General features: G+C 69.1%; 15 protein-coding genes and 1 other RNA gene. 9 read left to right on the plus strand and 7 right to left on the minus strand.

What is annotated here, in order from left to right; translation table 11 throughout:
- Positions 1–73: 73 nt before the first annotated feature.
- The 3 genes from ACQY8B_RS20050 to ACQY8B_RS20060 all read left to right on the plus strand — a co-directional run bounded on the left by ACQY8B_RS20050 (position 74) and on the right by ACQY8B_RS20060 (position 2751).
- The gene (locus ACQY8B_RS20050; RefSeq protein ID WP_422088307.1) at positions 74–853 is read left to right on the plus strand and encodes a GntR family transcriptional regulator; all 780 of its coding nucleotides are present in this window, start codon (positions 74–76) and stop codon (positions 851–853) included.
- A gap of 67 nt (positions 854–920) precedes the next feature.
- Positions 921–1871 carry a DMT family transporter gene (locus ACQY8B_RS20055; protein ID WP_422088308.1) on the plus strand — a complete coding sequence of 317 codons (951 nt, stop codon included), beginning with the start codon at positions 921–923 and terminating at the stop codon, positions 1869–1871.
- A 49-nt stretch (positions 1872–1920) separates the two neighbouring features.
- Entirely contained in the window at positions 1921–2751 is an 831-nt protein-coding gene (locus ACQY8B_RS20060; protein ID WP_422088309.1) for a TorF family putative porin, read from the plus strand.
- A 275-nt stretch (positions 2752–3026) separates the two neighbouring features.
- Here ACQY8B_RS20060 and ACQY8B_RS20065 read toward each other — a convergent pair whose 3' ends face one another.
- Positions 3027–4022, minus strand: coding sequence for a Bug family tripartite tricarboxylate transporter substrate binding protein (locus ACQY8B_RS20065; RefSeq protein ID WP_422088310.1), 996 nt, complete (start codon positions 4020–4022; stop codon positions 3027–3029).
- Positions 4023–4141: 119 nt separating this feature from the next.
- Here ACQY8B_RS20065 and ACQY8B_RS20070 point away from each other — a divergent pair, with 119 nt between their 5' ends.
- The 3 genes from ACQY8B_RS20070 to ACQY8B_RS20080 all read left to right on the plus strand — a co-directional run bounded on the left by ACQY8B_RS20070 (position 4142) and on the right by ACQY8B_RS20080 (position 7220).
- A complete protein-coding gene (locus tag ACQY8B_RS20070; protein WP_422088311.1) occupies positions 4142–5818 on the plus strand; it encodes an MBL fold metallo-hydrolase in 1677 nt (558 codons plus the stop codon).
- Complete coding sequence (locus tag ACQY8B_RS20075; RefSeq protein WP_422088312.1) at positions 5815–6540, plus strand: RNA pseudouridine synthase; 726 nt, start codon at positions 5815–5817, stop codon at positions 6538–6540. The genes ACQY8B_RS20070 and ACQY8B_RS20075 overlap by 4 nt, the downstream gene beginning before the upstream one ends.
- Before the next feature lie 134 nt (positions 6541–6674).
- Positions 6675–7220 carry a hypothetical protein gene (locus ACQY8B_RS20080; protein ID WP_422088313.1) on the plus strand — a complete coding sequence of 182 codons (546 nt, stop codon included), beginning with the start codon at positions 6675–6677 and terminating at the stop codon, positions 7218–7220.
- A 21-nt stretch (positions 7221–7241) separates the two neighbouring features.
- Here the strand turns inward: ACQY8B_RS20080 and ACQY8B_RS20085 are convergent, their stop codons facing one another.
- From ACQY8B_RS20085 to rnpB, 6 genes are all read right to left on the minus strand, one after another.
- Positions 7242–8690, minus strand: coding sequence for an efflux transporter outer membrane subunit (locus tag ACQY8B_RS20085; RefSeq protein ID WP_422088314.1), 1449 nt, complete (start codon positions 8688–8690; stop codon positions 7242–7244).
- Complete coding sequence (locus tag ACQY8B_RS20090) at positions 8687–9628, minus strand: efflux RND transporter periplasmic adaptor subunit (RefSeq protein WP_422088315.1); 942 nt, start codon at positions 9626–9628, stop codon at positions 8687–8689. Before ACQY8B_RS20090 ends, ACQY8B_RS20085 begins: the two co-directional genes overlap by 4 nt.
- Before the next feature lie 14 nt (positions 9629–9642).
- On the minus strand, positions 9643–9849 hold the full coding sequence (locus ACQY8B_RS20095; protein ID WP_237678649.1) for a DUF1656 domain-containing protein: 207 nt from the start codon (positions 9847–9849) through the stop codon (positions 9643–9645).
- Positions 9846–11987 carry an FUSC family protein gene (locus ACQY8B_RS20100; protein WP_422088316.1) on the minus strand — a complete coding sequence of 714 codons (2142 nt, stop codon included), beginning with the start codon at positions 11985–11987 and terminating at the stop codon, positions 9846–9848. The genes ACQY8B_RS20095 and ACQY8B_RS20100 overlap by 4 nt, the downstream gene beginning before the upstream one ends.
- Positions 11988–12482 carry a MarR family winged helix-turn-helix transcriptional regulator gene (locus ACQY8B_RS20105; RefSeq protein WP_422088317.1) on the minus strand — a complete coding sequence of 165 codons (495 nt, stop codon included), beginning with the start codon at positions 12480–12482 and terminating at the stop codon, positions 11988–11990.
- Positions 12483–12641: 159 nt separating this feature from the next.
- Positions 12642–12970: RNase P RNA component class A (gene rnpB / locus ACQY8B_RS20110), an RNA gene on the minus strand.
- A gap of 96 nt (positions 12971–13066) precedes the next feature.
- On the opposite strand from rnpB, the gene cysK reads away from it, so the two are divergent.
- The 3 genes from cysK (at position 13067) to ACQY8B_RS20125 (ending at position 16349) form a co-directional block, all read left to right on the plus strand.
- Complete coding sequence (cysK, locus tag ACQY8B_RS20115; protein ID WP_422088318.1) at positions 13067–13987, plus strand: cysteine synthase A; 921 nt, start codon at positions 13067–13069, stop codon at positions 13985–13987.
- A gap of 152 nt (positions 13988–14139) precedes the next feature.
- Positions 14140–15786 carry an NAD(P)/FAD-dependent oxidoreductase gene (locus ACQY8B_RS20120; RefSeq protein ID WP_422088319.1) on the plus strand — a complete coding sequence of 549 codons (1647 nt, stop codon included), beginning with the start codon at positions 14140–14142 and terminating at the stop codon, positions 15784–15786.
- Positions 15786–16349: a VUT family protein gene (locus ACQY8B_RS20125; protein ID WP_422088320.1), complete on the plus strand. Its 564-nt coding sequence runs from the start codon at positions 15786–15788 to the stop codon at positions 16347–16349. The genes ACQY8B_RS20120 and ACQY8B_RS20125 overlap by 1 nt, the downstream gene beginning before the upstream one ends.
- The last annotated feature ends 3 nt before the right edge of the window (positions 16350–16352 follow it).

Genomic DNA, 16352 nt, shown 5'->3' on the forward strand with positions numbered 1-16352 from the left:
GGGAGCCGGGCCGGCCGAGTCAATCCGGGGGCTTTCCCGTAGGCGCGGGCCGCAGGCAATAATCCGGTTGCCCATGCCTGCCGCCACCCGCCGAACCCCAGCGCCCTCCCCCGCCCCGGAACCCATCGACGCCGACGACGCGAACGTGGACGAGCGCGTCTACGCCGCCGTTTCCAAGGCCCTGCTCAGCGGCAAGCTGCGCCCCGGCACCCCCCTGCGCGAGCGCGCGCTGGCCGAAGCCCTGGGCTGCACGCGCGGCGCGGTGCGCAAGGTGCTGGCGCGGCTGGGCTCCGAAAAGCGGCTGGTGCTGGAGCACAACCGGGGCGCCTTCGTGCCCAACCCCTCGATCGACGACATGCGCGGCATCTACCGCGCGCGCCGCATCGTGGAGGCGGGGCTGATCACCACGCTGTTCGGCAACCTCGAGCGCGAGCAGGTGGCCGCCCTGCGCAAGCACGTGCAGGCGGAGCAGAAGGCGTTCAAGGAAGGCCGGCGCGAAGACTCGATACGGCTGGCCGGCGACTTCCACCTGCTGCTGGCGCAGATGGCGGGCAGCGACGAGCTGCTCTCATACATACAGCGGCTGATTTCGAACACCGAGCTGTACAAGGCGCTCTACGACTCCGCCGAGGCCGCGAGCTGCGCGCCACGGGAGCACGAGCAGATCATCGAGGCGCTGACCACCGGCAAGTCGCTCGACAAGGCGCTGGCCGTGGCGATGGAGCACCTCGACGAGCTGGAGCAGCGCGTGATTGCCGGCGCGGCGGCCGAGCAGGAAGTCGACCTTGCGACGCTGCTGAACGGCGGCGGCAACAACAGCGGCAACGGCAAGCCGCACGACCACCCGCACTGAGAAAGACATCCACGCTTCGCCCGCGGGCGAAGTGCCGGTGCGCCGCCGCCGGGATGATCGGCGCACCATGCACGCATCGACGCCCTCTTCCGCTGCCCAGCCCCCGGTCAACCCCGCCTTCGAATGGGCGCTGCTCGCGGTGCTCGCCACCTGCTGGGGCGCCTCGTACACCTTCATCAAGATCGGCGTGGCGACGATCCCGCCGGTCACGCTGATCGCGGCGCGCACGCTGGTTGCCGGAGCGCTGCTGCTCGCGGTGCTGCGCATGCGCGGCGTGAGGCTGCCGAAGGCGCCGGCGATGTGGGGCCGCTTCGCGGTGCAGGCCTGCCTGAACAGCGTGCTGCCGTTCACGCTGATCGCCTGGGCCGAGCGCAGCGTGGACGCGGGCCTGGCGACCATCCTCAACTCGACCTCGCCGATATTCATCTTCCTGCTCGGGCTGGGCCTGGGCAGCGCGGGCAAACCCACGCTGCAGCGCTTCTTCGGCGTGGGTTCCGGGCTGGCGGGCATCTGCCTGATCGTCGGCCTGGAGGCGCTGAACGGACTCGGGCATTCGCTGCTCGCGCAACTGGCGCTGGTGGTGGCGGCCGTGTGCTACGGCTGCGCAGCGATGTTCGGCCGCGTGTTCACCGGGCTGGACCCGATGGTGCCGGCGGCCGGCTCGCTGCTGAGCGGCGCGGCGATGCTGCTGCCCGCGAGCCTCGCCATCGACCGGCCGTGGACGCTGGCGCCTTCGGGCGCATCGATGGCGGCGGTGCTCGCGCTGGCGGTGCTGTCGACGGCGCTGGCCTTCACCATCTACTTCCGCCTCATCAGGACGCTGGGGCCGATGTCAACCTCTGCGCAGGCTTACCTGCGCGTGCCCATCGGCGTGGCGATCGGCGTGCTGTTCCTTGGCGAGACGCTCTCGCCCACGGCATGGATCGGGCTGGGTTGCGTGGTGGCCGGCGTGATCGCGATGACGATGCCAGAGGCAAAACTTTTGCGCCGCGGCCTGCATTTTTTACGCGGCTTTTAGACGCCCGCTCCTACGCTGCCGGCTCCTCCATAAGTTGGCTTTTCTAGCAATGAAACATCTGATCCGCATCGCCCTGCCGGTGCTCGTTCTTCCCACCCTGGCCGCCCTGCCGATGCTTGCGAGTGCGCAGCTCTCGGGCAACGTGGCGTTCACTATCGACTACAAGTTCCGTGGGCAGGACCAGGACATGCTGGGCAAGAACGACTACGCCAAGACCAAGGCTTTCAAGCCGGCAATACAAGGCGGCTTCGACTACGCCTTCGGCGACAGCGGCTTCTATGTGGGCAACTGGAATTCGAGCGTCAACTGGCTCAAGGGCAACAGCATCGAGAGCGACATCTACGGCGGCTACAAGTTCAAGGCCGGCGTGTTCGACATGGACGTGGGCGCGCTCACATACATCTACCCAGGCAATTCTTCGGGCAACACGACGGAGATATACGGCAGCGCGGGCTACACCGACGAGGCCATCGGCTCGTTCACGTTGAAGTATTCGCACACGGTGTCGAAGGACTACTTCGGTTATGCGGGCAACAAGGCCGGCTCGGGCCTGAAGGGCACGAACACGGGTTATCTGAACCTGGCCTACAGCAAGGAGATTGTTCCGAAGGTCACGTTGAAGGCGGCGGTGGGCTACACCAACATGTCGAGCGACATCCGAAGCCTGGGCTACAAGAGCTATGTGGACTACAACGTGGGCGCGAGCTATGACTTCGGCAATGGGTTGTCGCTGGCAGGCTCCGTGCAGGGAGCCAACAAGCAGAGCTCTTATCTTGCGGTGAGCAATCCGGGTGTCGACTTGGGCTTTGGTGCGTTCGGCAGGCAGACCTACTCGCCCAACAAGGCGCGCTTTATCGTTACTCTTACCAAGACGCTTTAAGCAGTTTTGTTCGGGGCGTGTGCACAGGCCACCGGGTACTCCCCTCCGCGAATGTCCCCCGGGGCTTCGCCCCTCCTCCTTTATTTCGCTGCGGGGAGCACCCGGCGCCCTGTGCACGATGAGCGCGGCTCCGATGCCGGCTGATCAACAGGCGCTCTGAACGCTCACGACGGCGGGGTGCCTTGCGCAGCGAAATATAGGAGGAGGCCGCAGGCCGGGGAACATTCGCGGAGCAAGGTACCCCGTCGGCGTGAGCGCGCCCCGAACAGCAGCGTTCAATCGATGCTGATATTCGCCGCCTTCGCAACTTCAGCCCACTTCACGCGATTCGCGTGCACAGTCTTCCTGAACTGCGCTGGCGTCTCGATGCGCACGGTGTTGCCCTGGCTCTCGAAGCGCTCGCGAATCTCCGGCGTCTCCAGCACCGCCTTCACAGCAGCGTTGAGCTTGTCGACGATCTGCGGGTCGGTGCCCTTGGGCGCGAAGATGCCGAACCAGATCGAGCTGTCGAAACCGTTCGTGCCCGGCAGGCCGCTCGATGCAATGGTGGGCACCTCCTTCACCGCCGGCACCGCCGTGGCGGTGGTCACGCCCAGCAGCCGCACCTTGCCGGCCTTGTAGTGCGGCAGCACCGTCTGCACCTGATTCATGATGCAGCAGGTCTCCCCGCGCACCACCGACGTGATCGCCTCCGGCCCGCCCTTGTACGGCACGTGCACCATGTTCAGCCCCAGGCGCGAGTTGAACTCGGCAAAGGCCATGTGCGTGCCTGCACCGTTGCCTGTAGACGCATAGTTGTACTTGCCCGGATTGGCCTTGACCAGTTCGACAAACTCCTTCAAGGTCCTGACGTTGATCACGTCAGGATTGATGGTGAGCACGTTCGACACGTCGAGCACCGGCGCCACCGGAATGAAGTCGGCCTCCACGTCGAAGGGCAGCTTCTTGTAGAGCGCGGCGTTGCTGCCGTGCGTGGCCGCGGTGCCGAAGGCAAGCGTGTAGCCGTCGGGCTTGGAGTGGGCCACGTAGTCGCTGGCAATGTTGCCTGCGGCGCCAGACTTGTAGTCGATGATGACGGGGCGGCCGAGTTGCTTTGCCAGCGGCTCCTGGATGGTGCGGGCGACCACGTCGACGCCCGAGCCGGCCGGGAAGCCCATGATCAATGTGACGGGTTGTTGCGGCCAGTCCGACTGGGCCAGGGCCGTGGCGGAAAAGAGCGTGGCGGCGGCAGCCACCAAAAGCGAACGACGCGAAAAGGGAGAATGGGCCATGACTGTCTTTCTTCGAGGCAAGCGGTGCAGGCGCGAATTGTGGCGCGGCACTCATGCCCGAATCCACATGAGCTTATGCGCGACACACGCGCACAGCACCTGCTCCCGATAATCTCCCCATGGTCCGTTCCACCCAACAAATTCACCCCGCACGCGAGCCCGCGCCCGTGCGCGCGGCAGCCACAGTGCTGCTGCTGCGCGACACCGCCGCCGGCATCGAAGTGCTGATGACGCGCCGCTCGGCCACCGCCAGCTTCGCACCCGGCGCCTATGTGTTCCCCGGCGGCCACATCGACGCGGCCGACGAAGCCGCCAAGCGCATCGCCGCCCGCCGCCCGACGCAAAGCCGGGTGCAGCGCACGCAGGCCATCGCAGCCATTCGCGAGGCATTCGAAGAGCTCGGCATCCTGCTCGCGCACCATGCCGACGGCCGCCCCGTGAGCGCCGCGGACATCGCCGCCATGGACCGCGCCGACACGGCCGGCACTGCCTTCGCCGACCAGTGCGCCGCGCGCGGCCTGGTGCTCGACTCCGACAAAGTGTTCACCTTCGCGCACTGGATCACCGACCGCGACCTGCCCAAGCGCTTCGACGTGCCGTTCCTGGTGGCGCGCATGCCCGAGGGCCAGACGCCCACGGCCGACGAGAGCGAGCAGTTCGAGCCTTGCTGGGTGCGCCCGGCCGATGCGCTCTCGCGCCACGCGGCGGGCAGCTTCTTCATGATCTTCCCGACCGTGCGCACGCTGCAGCGCATGGCGGCCTATGCCAGCGTCGACGCGGTGCTCGCGGCCTGCGCGCCGGGCGATGCCGGCGAGGCGCCGCTTTGGACCAGCTGCCCGCGCGCCGGCCTGCTCAAGGGCGAGGACGCGCGCTACATGGAGCACGAGTCGCCCTTCGGCGAACTCGCGCTGGTGTGCCCCGACGGCCAGATCGCACATGCGCTCGACTGGCAGAGCGAGCACCCGGTCGCGCTGCTGAAGAACGTGATGCGCCTCACCGCGCCCAACCCGAGCGTCATGACCGGTCCCGGCACCAACAGCTACATCGTGGGCGACGCCGCCACCGGCTACATCGTCATCGACCCGGGCCCGAACGACTTCGACCACATCGGCCGCCTGTGGCGCGCCACGCATGGCGACATCCGCATGATCGTCTGCACGCATTCGCATGCCGACCACTCGCCCGGTGCCGCGCCGCTGCAGGCGCTGTGCAAGGAAACGAGGCCGCCGATCCTCGGGCTGGCCTCGCGGCCGACCGCGCGTGCCACGGCGCGCTTCACGCCCGAACGCGAACTGGACGACGGCGAACGCCTCGAGCTCTCGGGCACATCGCCCGAAGGCACCGCCCTAACGCACACGCTGCGCGTGATCCACACGCCCGGCCATGCGGCCAACCACCTGTGCCTGCTGCTCGAGGAAGACGGCCTGCTGTTCTCCGGCGACCACATCCTGAACGGCAGCACTACGGTGGTCGACCCGCCCGACGGCGACATGACGGCCTACCTCGATTCGCTCGACAAGCTCGACGCGGCCTGCGAGGCCGGCGGCGTCGAATTCATCCTGCCGGCGCACGGCTACGTGATCGGCTTCGCGCGCACCGCCATCTCGATGCTCAAGGCGCACCGCATGAAGCGCGAGGCCAAGATCGCCGCCGCCATGCAGAAGCTGCCCGACGGCACGCCCGAGCAATGGCTCCCCATCGCCTACGACGACGTGCCCGAACGCATGTGGCCCGTGGCGGCACGCTCCCTGGCCGCGCATGTGGCGCGCATCCAGCAACTGAATGCGGCCCGATGAGCAGAAGCACCCCTGAAAAAGACGACGGCGAAGGCATTCGCCTGGCCAAGCGCGTGGCGGCAATGGCCGGCGTGTCGCGCCGCGAAGCCGAACTGCTGATAGAGAACGGCGCGGTGCGCGTGGACGGCGTGCAGCAGATGCTGCCGCAGTCGCGCGTGCTGCCTCGGCAGCAGGTCGAGATCGAGGCCGGCGCCAGGCCGCAGCCCATCCTTCCCGTCACGCTGCTGCTCTACAAGCCCGCCGGCATGCCCACCGACAAGGCGCACAGCCTGCTGGTGGCCGCGAACCACCACGAGCCCGAGCGTGCCGGGCAGCGCTTTCTGCCGGCCCATGCGAAGGGGCAGCAATGCATGACGCCGCTGGAGACCGGCGCCAGCGGGCTGGTCGCGTACACGCAGGAGTTCCGCATCGAACGCAAGCTGCACGAAGACGCCGGCATCCTCGAGCACGAGGTGATGGTCGACGTGGCCGGCCCGGTGAGCCCCGAGGTACTGGCGCGGCTGGAGCGCTCGCCCGCGCGGGTGAGCATCGGCCGCCAGAGCGACGAACAGACCGGCCTGCGCTTCGCGCTCAAGGGAGCGCAGCCGGGGCAGATTGCCCACATCTGCGACAACGTGGGCCTGCGGATCCTGGCGATGCGGCGCATCCGCATCGGCCGCGTGCCGCTGGCGGGGCTGCAGCCCGGCCAGTGGCGCTACCTGGCACCCCAGGAACGCTTCTGAACGACGACAAAAACCACAACCACGAGACAAAGACGATCGAACGGAAGAGGACGACCCCCGACGATGCACCGCATGTTCGCGGCCTGCAATTTTCAGCCTGCGGCCTCACAGCGCCGCCGACAGGAGACTCAGCCATGAAGTTCGGATCACCGAGCGCCGCCCTTGCCCTCACCTTGCCGCTGGCACTGGTGACGGGCTGCAGTTACTTCTCACCCGCCCCGCCGACGGCACCGGCGGCACCGCCACCGCCGCCCGTGATCTCGAAGGACGGCCTCGCCCCCATCACCGGAGAACAGGTCGAGCGCATCCGCGAGGCCATCGGCGGCAAGGCGCCTAGCCCCGCGGTGGGCAAGGTGGTGCGCAGCGCGTCGCCGACCATCGAGTCCTTCGTGCGGACCGAGGGCTGCATCACCGCGCACAACGGCGCGGTGCTCAACCCCTTTGCCGCGCCGGGCCGGCTGTTCGAGGGCAACGGCTTCCAGGGCGGCCCGATGACGGAGATGCAGTTCCACGACAAGACCTCCTGCGTGACGGTCAAGCGCATCCAGAACTGGAAGATGGTCTCGCCGAAGCTGCTGCGCTTCGAGGTGGTCTACGTGGGCGACGACGGCGAGGAACACACCGTGAAGCGGCACGAGCTGATGCGCCAGCCCAAGGGCGGCTGGCTCTTCACGCGCTGAGCGTCGCGGCGGCGGCGGCGGTCATTGCTTCGTGGTGGCGGTGTCGGGTTCCCATCCGCCGCCCAGGGCCATGAACAGCACCACCTGGTCGTCCGAGAGCTGCGCCTCGCTGGCCGCGAGCGCGGCTTCGCTGGCGGCCAGCGAGCGCTCGGCGTCGAGCGAATCGAGGTAGCCGGTACGGCCGTTCTGGTAGAGCTGGCGCGCCTGCGCGGCGACCTTCGCGCTTTCGTCGCGCGAGGCCTGCAGGGCGGCGCGGCGGTCGAGTTCGCGGGCGTAGGTGGCCAGCGCGGTCTCGGTCTCGCGCAGTGCGGTGAGCACGGTGCCGTCGAACCTGGCGAGCGCGGCGCGCGTGCCGGCCTCGGCCTGTGCGATGTGCGACTGCACGACGCCGGTGTTGGGCACCGTCCACGAGATCAGCGGGCCCAGGCTCCAGGCGAAGGTGTCCTTGCGGCCGAAGCCGTCGGCATGGCCGACGGAGGAGCCCGAGAGCCCCAGCGTGATCTTCGGATACAGGTCGGCCGTGGCCACGCCGATGCGCGCGGTCGATGCGGCAAGGCTGCGCTCGGCCTGGCGGATGTCGGGGCGGCGGCGCAGCAGCGCGGCGCCGTCGCCCACCGGCAGCACGCCGGCCACGCGCGGCGGCACGGTGCAGTCGGCCACCTCGCGCGGAAAGTCTTGCGGCAGCGCGCCGGTGAGCGTGGCAAGGCGGTAGAGCGCGCCCTGGCGCTCGGCCTTCAGCGGCGGCAGCGAGGCATTCAGCTGCTGCAGTTGCGCACGCGCGCGGCCCGCGTCGATGGCGCCGGCACGGCCCGCGCGCTGCAGGCGATCGGTGACGTTCACCGCGTCCTGCTGCAGCGACACCGACTTCTGCGCGATCTGCAGGCGCAGGCCGGTCGAGCAGGCTTCGGAATAGGCGCGCGCGGTGCCGGCGGCAACGTTCACGCGCACCAGGTCGAGCGCGGCCTCGGCCGCCTGCGTGCTGGCCTGCGAGGCCTCGATGGCGCGGCGGATCTGGCCGAACAGGTCGACCTGGTAGGACAGCGAAGCACCCGCGCTGTAGTTGAAGGTGTTCGGCGGCTCGTAGCCCTTCTGCAGCAGCGACAGGCCCGACACGTGACCGTAGGAAGGCCCGCCGTTCACGCCGATGCCGGGGTACTTGGCGCCGGCCACTTCGTCTTCGATGGCGCGTTCACGCTCGAGGTTGGCCACGGCCTGGCGCAGGTCGGTGTTGTGCGCGAGCGCCTGCTCTACCAGCTTGTCGAGCAGCGGGTCGTGGTACAGCCGCCACCAATGCGGCGGCAGCGGCGCGGCGTCGGCCGGCGCTTCGGCGAAGGGCTTGCCGGCGGCGCTCTGGCTGGCCAGCGCCTCGGGCGGCTGGTGGTAGTCGGGGCCGACCGCCGCGCAGGCCGCGAGCCCGGCGGCGACGGCCAGCGATGCGAGGCGGAATGCGAAGCTGGTCATGTCGTTCATCCCTTCTGCTGCGGCGCCGTGGCCGATGCGGCTGCGTTGTGCGCCGGCTTGTTCTCCAGCACCTGCACCGTGACGGTCTGGCCCGCGACGAGGCGCGCGCCCTGCGGCAGCGGATCGAGCTTGATGCGCACCGGAATGCGCTGCGCGAGCCGCACCCAGTTGAAGGTCGGGTTCACGCTGGGCAGCAGGTTGGCGCTGGTGGAGCGGTCGTGGTCGGCAATGCCGGCGGCCACGCTGTCGACCGCGCCTTCGAGCACCGCGCCGCCGCCCATGGGCGTGACGCGCACGCGGTCGCCGAGGTGGATGCGCGGCAGCTTGGTTTCCTCGAAATAGCCTTCGACGTAGAACGACTGCGCATCGACCAGCGCGAGCACCGGGCGGCCCGCCGCGGCGTAGCTGCCCTGGCGCAGGTCGAGGTTGGTGACGAGGCCGCCGGTGGGCGCGCGCACTTCGGCACGCTGCAGGTTGAGGCGGGCCGAATCGAGCGCCACCTCGGCCTGCGCAACCGCCGCCTGCATCTGCTCGACACGCGAGCGGGTCTGCTCGCGCGACTCCTTCGAGATCAGGTCGTCGAGGCCAACGTTGCGCGCGTTTTCGCGCTGCACCTGTGCGCTCATGGCGCGCTGCGCGGCAAGCGCGGCCTGCGCCTGGCGCACGGCGAGGTCGTAGCGCGCGCGGTCCACCTCGAACAGCAGCGTGCCGGCGGCCACCGACTGGTTGTCGCGGATCGGCACCGAGGTGACGAGGCCCGAGACGTCGGGCGCGATCTGCACGACGTTGGCGCGCACGCGGCCGTCGCGCGTCCACGGCGCAAGCTCGTAGTGGTCCCACAGTCGCAGGCCGGCCCAGACGGCGGCGGCCACCACGAGCACGGTGAAGAGAACGCGCCCCAGGCGCTGGGCCCAGGGGTTGTCGGAAGAAGAACGGGCGGCTTTCATTGGAATCTCGTTATTTATTGGAAGTAGGAGGAGACGCGGCTCAGCGCGTAGAGCAGCAGCAGGTACAGCGCCATGTCGAACAGCGCCGGGTGCCACACCCAGCGGTAGGCGCCGGTGGCGGCCAGCAGGCGGCGCACCGCCCACAGCGCCAGCAGCGCGCCAAGGGCCAGCACCATGATCCAGGGCAGGTACAGGCCGTAGAAACTTGCTTCGCCGATCATGCGGAAGCTCCTTGAATGGGTGCGCCGGCCAGCACGGGCGGCGCGTCGGGGAACAGGTTGCGGCGCAGGCCGACCAGCGCGGTGACGGCAGAGCGCGAGGCGGCGGGCGCACCCGAAGCCGGCGCATCGAGCACCGCGTTGAGCGCTTCGTCGATCTGCGGCAGCAGCTCGGCCGGACGCGGATTCATGCGGCCTTCGCCGCGCTGGCGGAAGAAGCGTGCGATGCCGCCCAGCAGCGCGGCCGAGGTGCTCATCGGCAGTTGCGTGCGCACGCGCTGCAGCACCGCGATGTCGGCGCCCATGCGCAGGTCGCGCAGCGCGTCGTTCGCGGCCACGCCTTCGACGGTGCCGCCAGCCTGCGCGATGCGCGGCGCCAGCAGGCCGATGCGGTCGAGCATGCGCACGGCATAGGCATCGCTCTGCGCGTACTGCGGCTGCGAAGACGCGGCCATGTCGCCCAGTTCGCGCCAGGTGGCGCGCTGGATGCGCCGCGCGCTCCAGTCGGCGCCCACCGAGCGCACCAGCCGGGTGACGCGCGCCGCGACCACCACGCCGACGATCTGGCCGATCATGCTGTTGATGAAGCTCACGAGGTCGGAGCTGGCGGTGTCGTGCAGCGCCAGCGTGCCGCACACGCCGAAGATCAGCGCCATCGCGGCCATGAAATGCGTGGGGCGCGGCAAATACAGGCCCAGCAGCAGGAAGAGCGGCGCGCAGATCAGCACCAGCATGCCGAAATCCTGCACCAGGGGCATGAGCACCAGCACGTAGAGCGCCGAGATCGGAACGGACCACAGCGTCCACTTCAGGAAGCCGTGGATGGCCGGCACCGGGTCGTCCATGGTGGCGAAGAAGCAGCAGAAGACGGCGGCCATCATGGTCGCGGCCGAGCCCATGGGCCAGCCGGTGAGGATCCAGAACGCGCCGCACAGGCAGATGGCGATGACGGCGGCCAGCGCCGACAGCAGCGCCATGCCGTAGTCGCGGTGCAGCACGCGGCTGCCGAGCGCGGCGGTGCGGCGCAGCGGCGCGGCGCCCTTCAGGCCGTCGTCGATGTCCTGGCGCAGTTGCGCGCAGGCGGTCCAGCCGTCGACGAGTTCTTCGAGCCGCCCCGCGAGGCCGATGCGCAGCGCGCGGCCCCACGAAGTCTGCTGCTGCGCGTTCGCGGGCGTGGCGCTCAGCGTGTCGATGGCGCGGCGCAGGGCCTGCAGGCGCCCGGCGCGGGTTGCCGCATCGCCGCCAGTGCCGCCGGTGGGCTCGGCCTCTTCGCGCAGCCACTGGGCGGCCTGCGCGAGCACGGCGGTCACATCGGGGGCGAGCCGGCCCTCGGCCTGCACCAGCGCCTGCAGGCGGTCTTCGACGGCGGACAGCGCGGGCGTGAGCGCAGCGACGCGGTCCTGCATCGCGCGGATGGCACCGGCCGTCCAGCGCAGGTGCGTGGTGTCGAAGGGCACGTGGGTGGAGAGCAGGCGCAGCTGCGTGATGTCCCCGGCGAGGCGGCGGCGGTCGTCGTCCAGGCGCTTGGGGTCGCCACCGTTACCGCCATTGCCGCCGCTGCGGGCGGCAGGCTGCAGCAGGTCGCCCAGCCACTTGCGCGCGTCGAGCAGCGTGCGGTCGAGCAGGCCCAGCACGGTCGGCGCAAGCCCCGCGGGCAGCACCAGGCTGTGGATCAGCGTGGCGCAGAAGATGCCGAGGCCGATTTCTTCGACGCGCGACACGGCGGTGTCGAACAGCGCGAGCGGCGTCTGCACGGAAGGAAAGCCGATCAGCGCGGCCGTGTAGCCAGCGAGCATGAACACGTAGGAGCGCGGCGTGCGGTCGAACAGCGAGATGCACAGGCACAGCCCGACCCACAGCGCGAGCACCAGCGTCAGCAGTTCGGGCGCGTTGGACAGCGCGGGCACCAGCAGCACCGTGGCGGTGCTGCCGATGAGCGTGCCGCAGAAGCGGTACACCGCCTTGGAGCGCACCGCGCCGGCCAGCGGATGGGCGACGACGTAGGTGGTCATGAGCGCCCAGAACGGGCGCGGCAGGCCGGCGCGGCTGGCAAGGTACATCGCCAGCATGGCGGCGGCGAAGCTCTTGCCGGAAAAGAGAAGCTCCGCGCGGCTGAAGCGCGGCAGGCTGAACGCGGACATCTACCTGCGTCCTTCCTGCGATGGCTGCTGCGGCGGCAGGCTCTGCACGGTGCGAACGCCCATGCGCTCTTCGAGCACCGAGAACACGCGCAGGCAGGCGGCAACGTCTTCGTCGGGCACGCCGTCGAACAGCGACACCCGCATCAGCGACAGCGCCGCCTCGATGGGCTCGCAGACGGCCTTGCCGGCTTCGGTGAGATGGAGGGTCTTGGCGCGGCGGTCGGCCGGGTCTTCGCGTCGCTCGACGAGGCCGGCTTCCACCAGCTGGTCGACCGAGCGCACCAGCGACGGCCCTTCGATGCCCAGCGCCTCGGCCAGCACGCCCTGGCGCACTTCGCCGTTCATGCGCCCGAGCATCACGATCGGGTAGGCCAGCGTCTGCGACACGCCGACATGCGCCACCGCCTTGTCGGCCGCGGCGCGGTAGCCGCGCTGCAGCACCGCGAGCGACGTGCCGAGGCGCATCAACGCCTGTTCGCGCGTCGGTTCACGCATCGGTTGGGGGGTGGTCGGGTTGGTCACGATAGCCGGCTATTAATTAGCATGCTATCGATTGTACGGGTAACTACCAATCCCTGCTGGCGGCAAGGCTTACGCCCGCCCTTGGCCGGGGCCGAGGGCGCAAGAACGCGAAAAAAGGGGAAAGGAAGAAAAGTGTGAAGCTCGCCGATAAGCCGGATTCTGTGCACCGGAGGCCTCTTGCGAAACCTCCGGCGTGACCGCCATTACTCTGGGCCGTTTGTCACCAAACGGCTCGATGCCACCTACCCGCCAGCTCAGCGGAACCACCTCGATACTGGCCTACTTGGTGTTGCTGCGCGCAGAGATTGCCCGTTTCACCCGAACTCAATCGGCTCGTCTCTGTTGCTCTGATCCTCACCTCACGGTGGAGAGTCGTTAACTCCTGCGCTGTCCTGTGCAGTCCGGACGTTCCTCCAGTGCGGCCTTTCGGCACTTGCACCAGCGGCGGTCTGGCGTGCTTCACGGCTCGATTATCGCCTCTGCCCGGGCGTGCCTTCGGGCTGGTCTCACAATGCGCGCTGTCTGTCCGACAAACGCATCGATCCAAGGAGATTCCCATGAAGGCCCAGAACATCCTCCAGACCATCGGCAACACGCCGCACGTGCGCATCAACCGCCTGTTCGGCAATGCGAAGCAGCAGGTGTGGATCAAGTCGGAGCGCGCCAACCCCGGCGGCTCCATAAAGGACCGCATCGCGCTCGCGATGGTCGAAGACGCCGAGAAGAGCGGCGCGCTCAAGCCTGGCGGCACCATCGTCGAGCCCACATCGGGCAACACCGGCATCGGCCTGGCCATGGTGGCGGCCGTCAAGGGCTACAAGCTGATCCTGGTGATGCCCGACAGCATGTCCATCGAACGCCGCCGCCTGATGCTGGCCTACGGCGCCACCTTCGACCTGACGCCGCGCGCCAACGGCATGAAGGGCTCCATCGCCCGCGCCGAGGAAATCGTGGCCGGCACGCCCGGCGCGTGGATGCCGCAGCAGTTCAACAACCCCGCCAACGTCGACGTGCACGTGCGCACCACGGCCGAGGAAATCGCGGCCGACTTTCCTGACGGCATCGACGTGCTCATCACCGGCGTGGGCACGGGCGGCCACATCACCGGCGTGGCGAAGGTGCTCAAGAAGAAGTGGCCGAAGCTGCAGGTGTTCGCGGTGGAGCCGGTGGCTTCGCCCGTGATCTCCGGCGGCGCGCCTGCACCGCACCCCATCCAGGGCATCGGCGCGGGCTTCATCCCGAAGAACCTGGACACCTCGCTGCTCGACGGCGTGCTGCAGGTCGACGCCGAACCGGCGCGCGAAATGGCCCGCCGCTGCGCGCAAGAGGAAGGCATCCTGGTCGGCATCTCGTCGGGCGCCACGCTCGCGGCCATCGCGCAGAAGCTGCCCTCGCTGGCACCCGATGCGGTGGTGCTGGGCTTCAACTACGACACGGGCGAACGGTACTTGTCGGTAGAAGGCTTCCTGCCCGCATAACTTGGCTCGCCCCCGGGCTGCGCGCACTTCGTGTCGCTTCGCCAACCCCCTTCCGGGGGCAACACCAGCGGCCCGGCGAAGCCGGTTCCGCGGTGTTCCCGAAACGGGGAAGCTAAAATGGCCGGCTGCTTGATAGTCACAAGCCCCACGCCATGCTGAGAATCTCCGAACTCAAACTCCCGCTGGACCACGCGCCCGACGCGCTGGTCGCACTGATCGCCAGGACGCTCGACGTTCCGCTCGACGCGATCGCCTCCCACACCGTCTACAAGCGCAGCTTCGACGCGCGCAAGGCCGAGCTGCTCACGGTCTACATCTGCGACGTGCAACTGGCCGATGCGAAGCTCGAGGCCAGCCTGCTCGCCAAGCACGCAGGCCATCCGCACATCCAGGGCGCGCCCGACATGCGCTACACCCCGCCGGCCAATGCCCCAGAGGGCACGTCGCGGCCGGTGGTCATCGGCTTCGGCCCCTGCGGCATCTTCGCGGCGCTGATGCTCGCAAAGATGGGTTTCAGGCCCATCGTGCTCGAACGCGGCAAGACCGTGCGCCAGCGAACCCGCGACACCTGGGGCCTGTGGCGCAAGAGCGTGCTCAACCCGGAGTCGAACGTGCAGTTCGGCGAAGGCGGCGCCGGCACCTTCTCCGACGGCAAGCTCTACAGCCAGATCAAGGACCCGCGCTTCCTCGGCCGCAAGGTGATGGAAGAGTTCGTGAAGGCCGGCGCGCCGCCTGAAATCCTTTACGTCGCGCATCCGCACATCGGCACCTTCAAGCTGGTGAAGGTGGTCGAGAACATCCGCGAGCAGATCGTGGCGCTGGGCGGCGAGATCCGCTTCGAGCAGCGCGTGACCGACGTGCACATCGAAGACGGCCACCTTCGCGGGCTCACCGTGCTCGACCAGACGACCGGCCAGAGCAGCGAGCTGCGCGCCGACCACGTCGTGATGGCGCTGGGCCACAGCTCGCGCGACACCTTCGAGATGCTGCACAAGCGCGGTGTGCACATCGAGGCCAAGCCGTTCTCCATCGGCTTCCGCGTGGAGCATCCGCAGGGCCTGATCGACCGCGCGCGCTGGGGCCGCCATGCGGGCCATCCGCTGCTGGGCGCGGCCGACTACAAGCTGGTGCACCACGCAAGCAACGGCCGCTCGGTCTACAGCTTCTGCATGTGCCCCGGCGGCACCGTGGTCGCGGCCACCAGCGAGCCGGGCCGCGTGGTCACCAACGGCATGAGCCAGTACTCGCGCAACGAGCGCAACGCCAACGCGGGCATCGTGGTGGGCATCGACCCGCGCGACTACCCCGGCGACGCGCTGGCCGGCATCGCGCTGCAACGCGAGCTGGAGAGCAATGCCTTCGTGCTCGGCGGCGGCGACTACCGCGCGCCCGGCCAGCTGGTGGGTGACTTCATCGCCGGCAAGCCCTCCACGGCACTGGGCAGCGTGATCCCTTCTTACAAGCCGGGCGTCACGCCGACCGACCTGCACAAGGCGCTGCCCGCCTACGCCATCGAGGCAATGCGCGAGGCCTTTCCCGCCTTCGGCCGCAAGATCAAGGGCTTCGACACGCACGACGCGGTGCTCACCGGCGTGGAAACGCGCACCTCGTCGCCCATCCGCATCACGCGCGGCGACGACTTCCAGAGCCTGAACGTGCGCGGCCTCTACCCCGCCGGCGAAGGCGCGAGCTACGCGGGCGGCATCCTGTCGGCCGGCGTGGACGGCATCAAGGTGGCCGAGGCCGTGGCGCACAGCGTGCTCGCCGAATCGGAACGCGAACGCACGGCGAACGTCTGATGCGGCAGGCCACCACCTCCTTCGAGCTGCCCACGACGGGCCACCTGATCGCCGGCACGCTGGCGATGGCCGCGGTGGTGCTCGCCTCCAACATCCTGGTGCAGTTCGCCATCAACGACTGGCTGACCTGGGGTGCCTTCACCTATCCGGTGGCCTACCTCGTGAGCGATCTGGTCAACCGGCGCTTCGGTCCCGGCATGGCGCGGCGCGTGGCGTGGGTGGGCTTTGCGGTCGCCGTGGGCGTGTCGCTGCTGCTCGCGCCGGTGCGCATCGCGGCGGCCTCGGGGCTGGCCTTCATCGCCTCGCAGCTGCTGGACATCGGCGTGTTCGACCGGCTCCGGCGCGGCCTCTGGTGGCGCGCGCCGCTGGTGGCCACGGTGATCGCCGCGGTGCTCGACAGCATCGTGTTCTGGGGCATCGCCTTCGCGGGCACCGACGGCCCCTGGCTCACCTGGGCGCTCGGCGACCTGGCGGTGAAGCTGGGCGTCGGCGTGCTGATGCTGCTGCCGTTCCGGCTGCTGATCGGCCGGCAGGCCGCGCGTGCATCGGCCCTGAGCCACTGAGGA

It is taken from the genome of Variovorax sp. (assembly GCF_965279555.1).
Taxonomy (GTDB): Bacteria; Pseudomonadota; Gammaproteobacteria; order Burkholderiales; family Burkholderiaceae_C; genus Variovorax.

Bases quoted from the DNA above. Each gene is read 5' to 3' on its own strand.
- ACQY8B_RS20050 (WP_422088307.1), top strand. From the start codon at position 74: ATGCCTGCCGCCACCCGCCGAACCCCAGCGCCCTCCCCCGCCCCGGAA.
- ACQY8B_RS20055 (WP_422088308.1), top strand. From the start codon at position 921: ATGCACGCATCGACGCCCTCTTCCGCTGCCCAGCCCCCGGTCAACCCC.
- ACQY8B_RS20060 (WP_422088309.1), top strand. From the start codon at position 1,921: ATGAAACATCTGATCCGCATCGCCCTGCCGGTGCTCGTTCTTCCCACC.
- ACQY8B_RS20065 (WP_422088310.1), bottom strand. From the start codon at position 4,022: ATGGCCCATTCTCCCTTTTCGCGTCGTTCGCTTTTGGTGGCTGCCGCC.
- ACQY8B_RS20070 (WP_422088311.1), top strand. From the start codon at position 4,142: ATGGTCCGTTCCACCCAACAAATTCACCCCGCACGCGAGCCCGCGCCC.
- ACQY8B_RS20075 (WP_422088312.1), top strand. From the start codon at position 5,815: ATGAGCAGAAGCACCCCTGAAAAAGACGACGGCGAAGGCATTCGCCTG.
- ACQY8B_RS20080 (WP_422088313.1), top strand. From the start codon at position 6,675: ATGAAGTTCGGATCACCGAGCGCCGCCCTTGCCCTCACCTTGCCGCTG.
- ACQY8B_RS20085 (WP_422088314.1), bottom strand. From the start codon at position 8,690: ATGAACGACATGACCAGCTTCGCATTCCGCCTCGCATCGCTGGCCGTC.
- ACQY8B_RS20090 (WP_422088315.1), bottom strand. From the start codon at position 9,628: ATGAAAGCCGCCCGTTCTTCTTCCGACAACCCCTGGGCCCAGCGCCTG.
- ACQY8B_RS20095 (WP_237678649.1), bottom strand. From the start codon at position 9,849: ATGATCGGCGAAGCAAGTTTCTACGGCCTGTACCTGCCCTGGATCATG.
- ACQY8B_RS20100 (WP_422088316.1), bottom strand. From the start codon at position 11,987: ATGTCCGCGTTCAGCCTGCCGCGCTTCAGCCGCGCGGAGCTTCTCTTT.
- ACQY8B_RS20105 (WP_422088317.1), bottom strand. From the start codon at position 12,482: ATGCGTGAACCGACGCGCGAACAGGCGTTGATGCGCCTCGGCACGTCG.
- cysK (WP_422088318.1), top strand. From the start codon at position 13,067: ATGAAGGCCCAGAACATCCTCCAGACCATCGGCAACACGCCGCACGTG.
- ACQY8B_RS20120 (WP_422088319.1), top strand. From the start codon at position 14,140: ATGCTGAGAATCTCCGAACTCAAACTCCCGCTGGACCACGCGCCCGAC.
- ACQY8B_RS20125 (WP_422088320.1), top strand. From the start codon at position 15,786: ATGCGGCAGGCCACCACCTCCTTCGAGCTGCCCACGACGGGCCACCTG.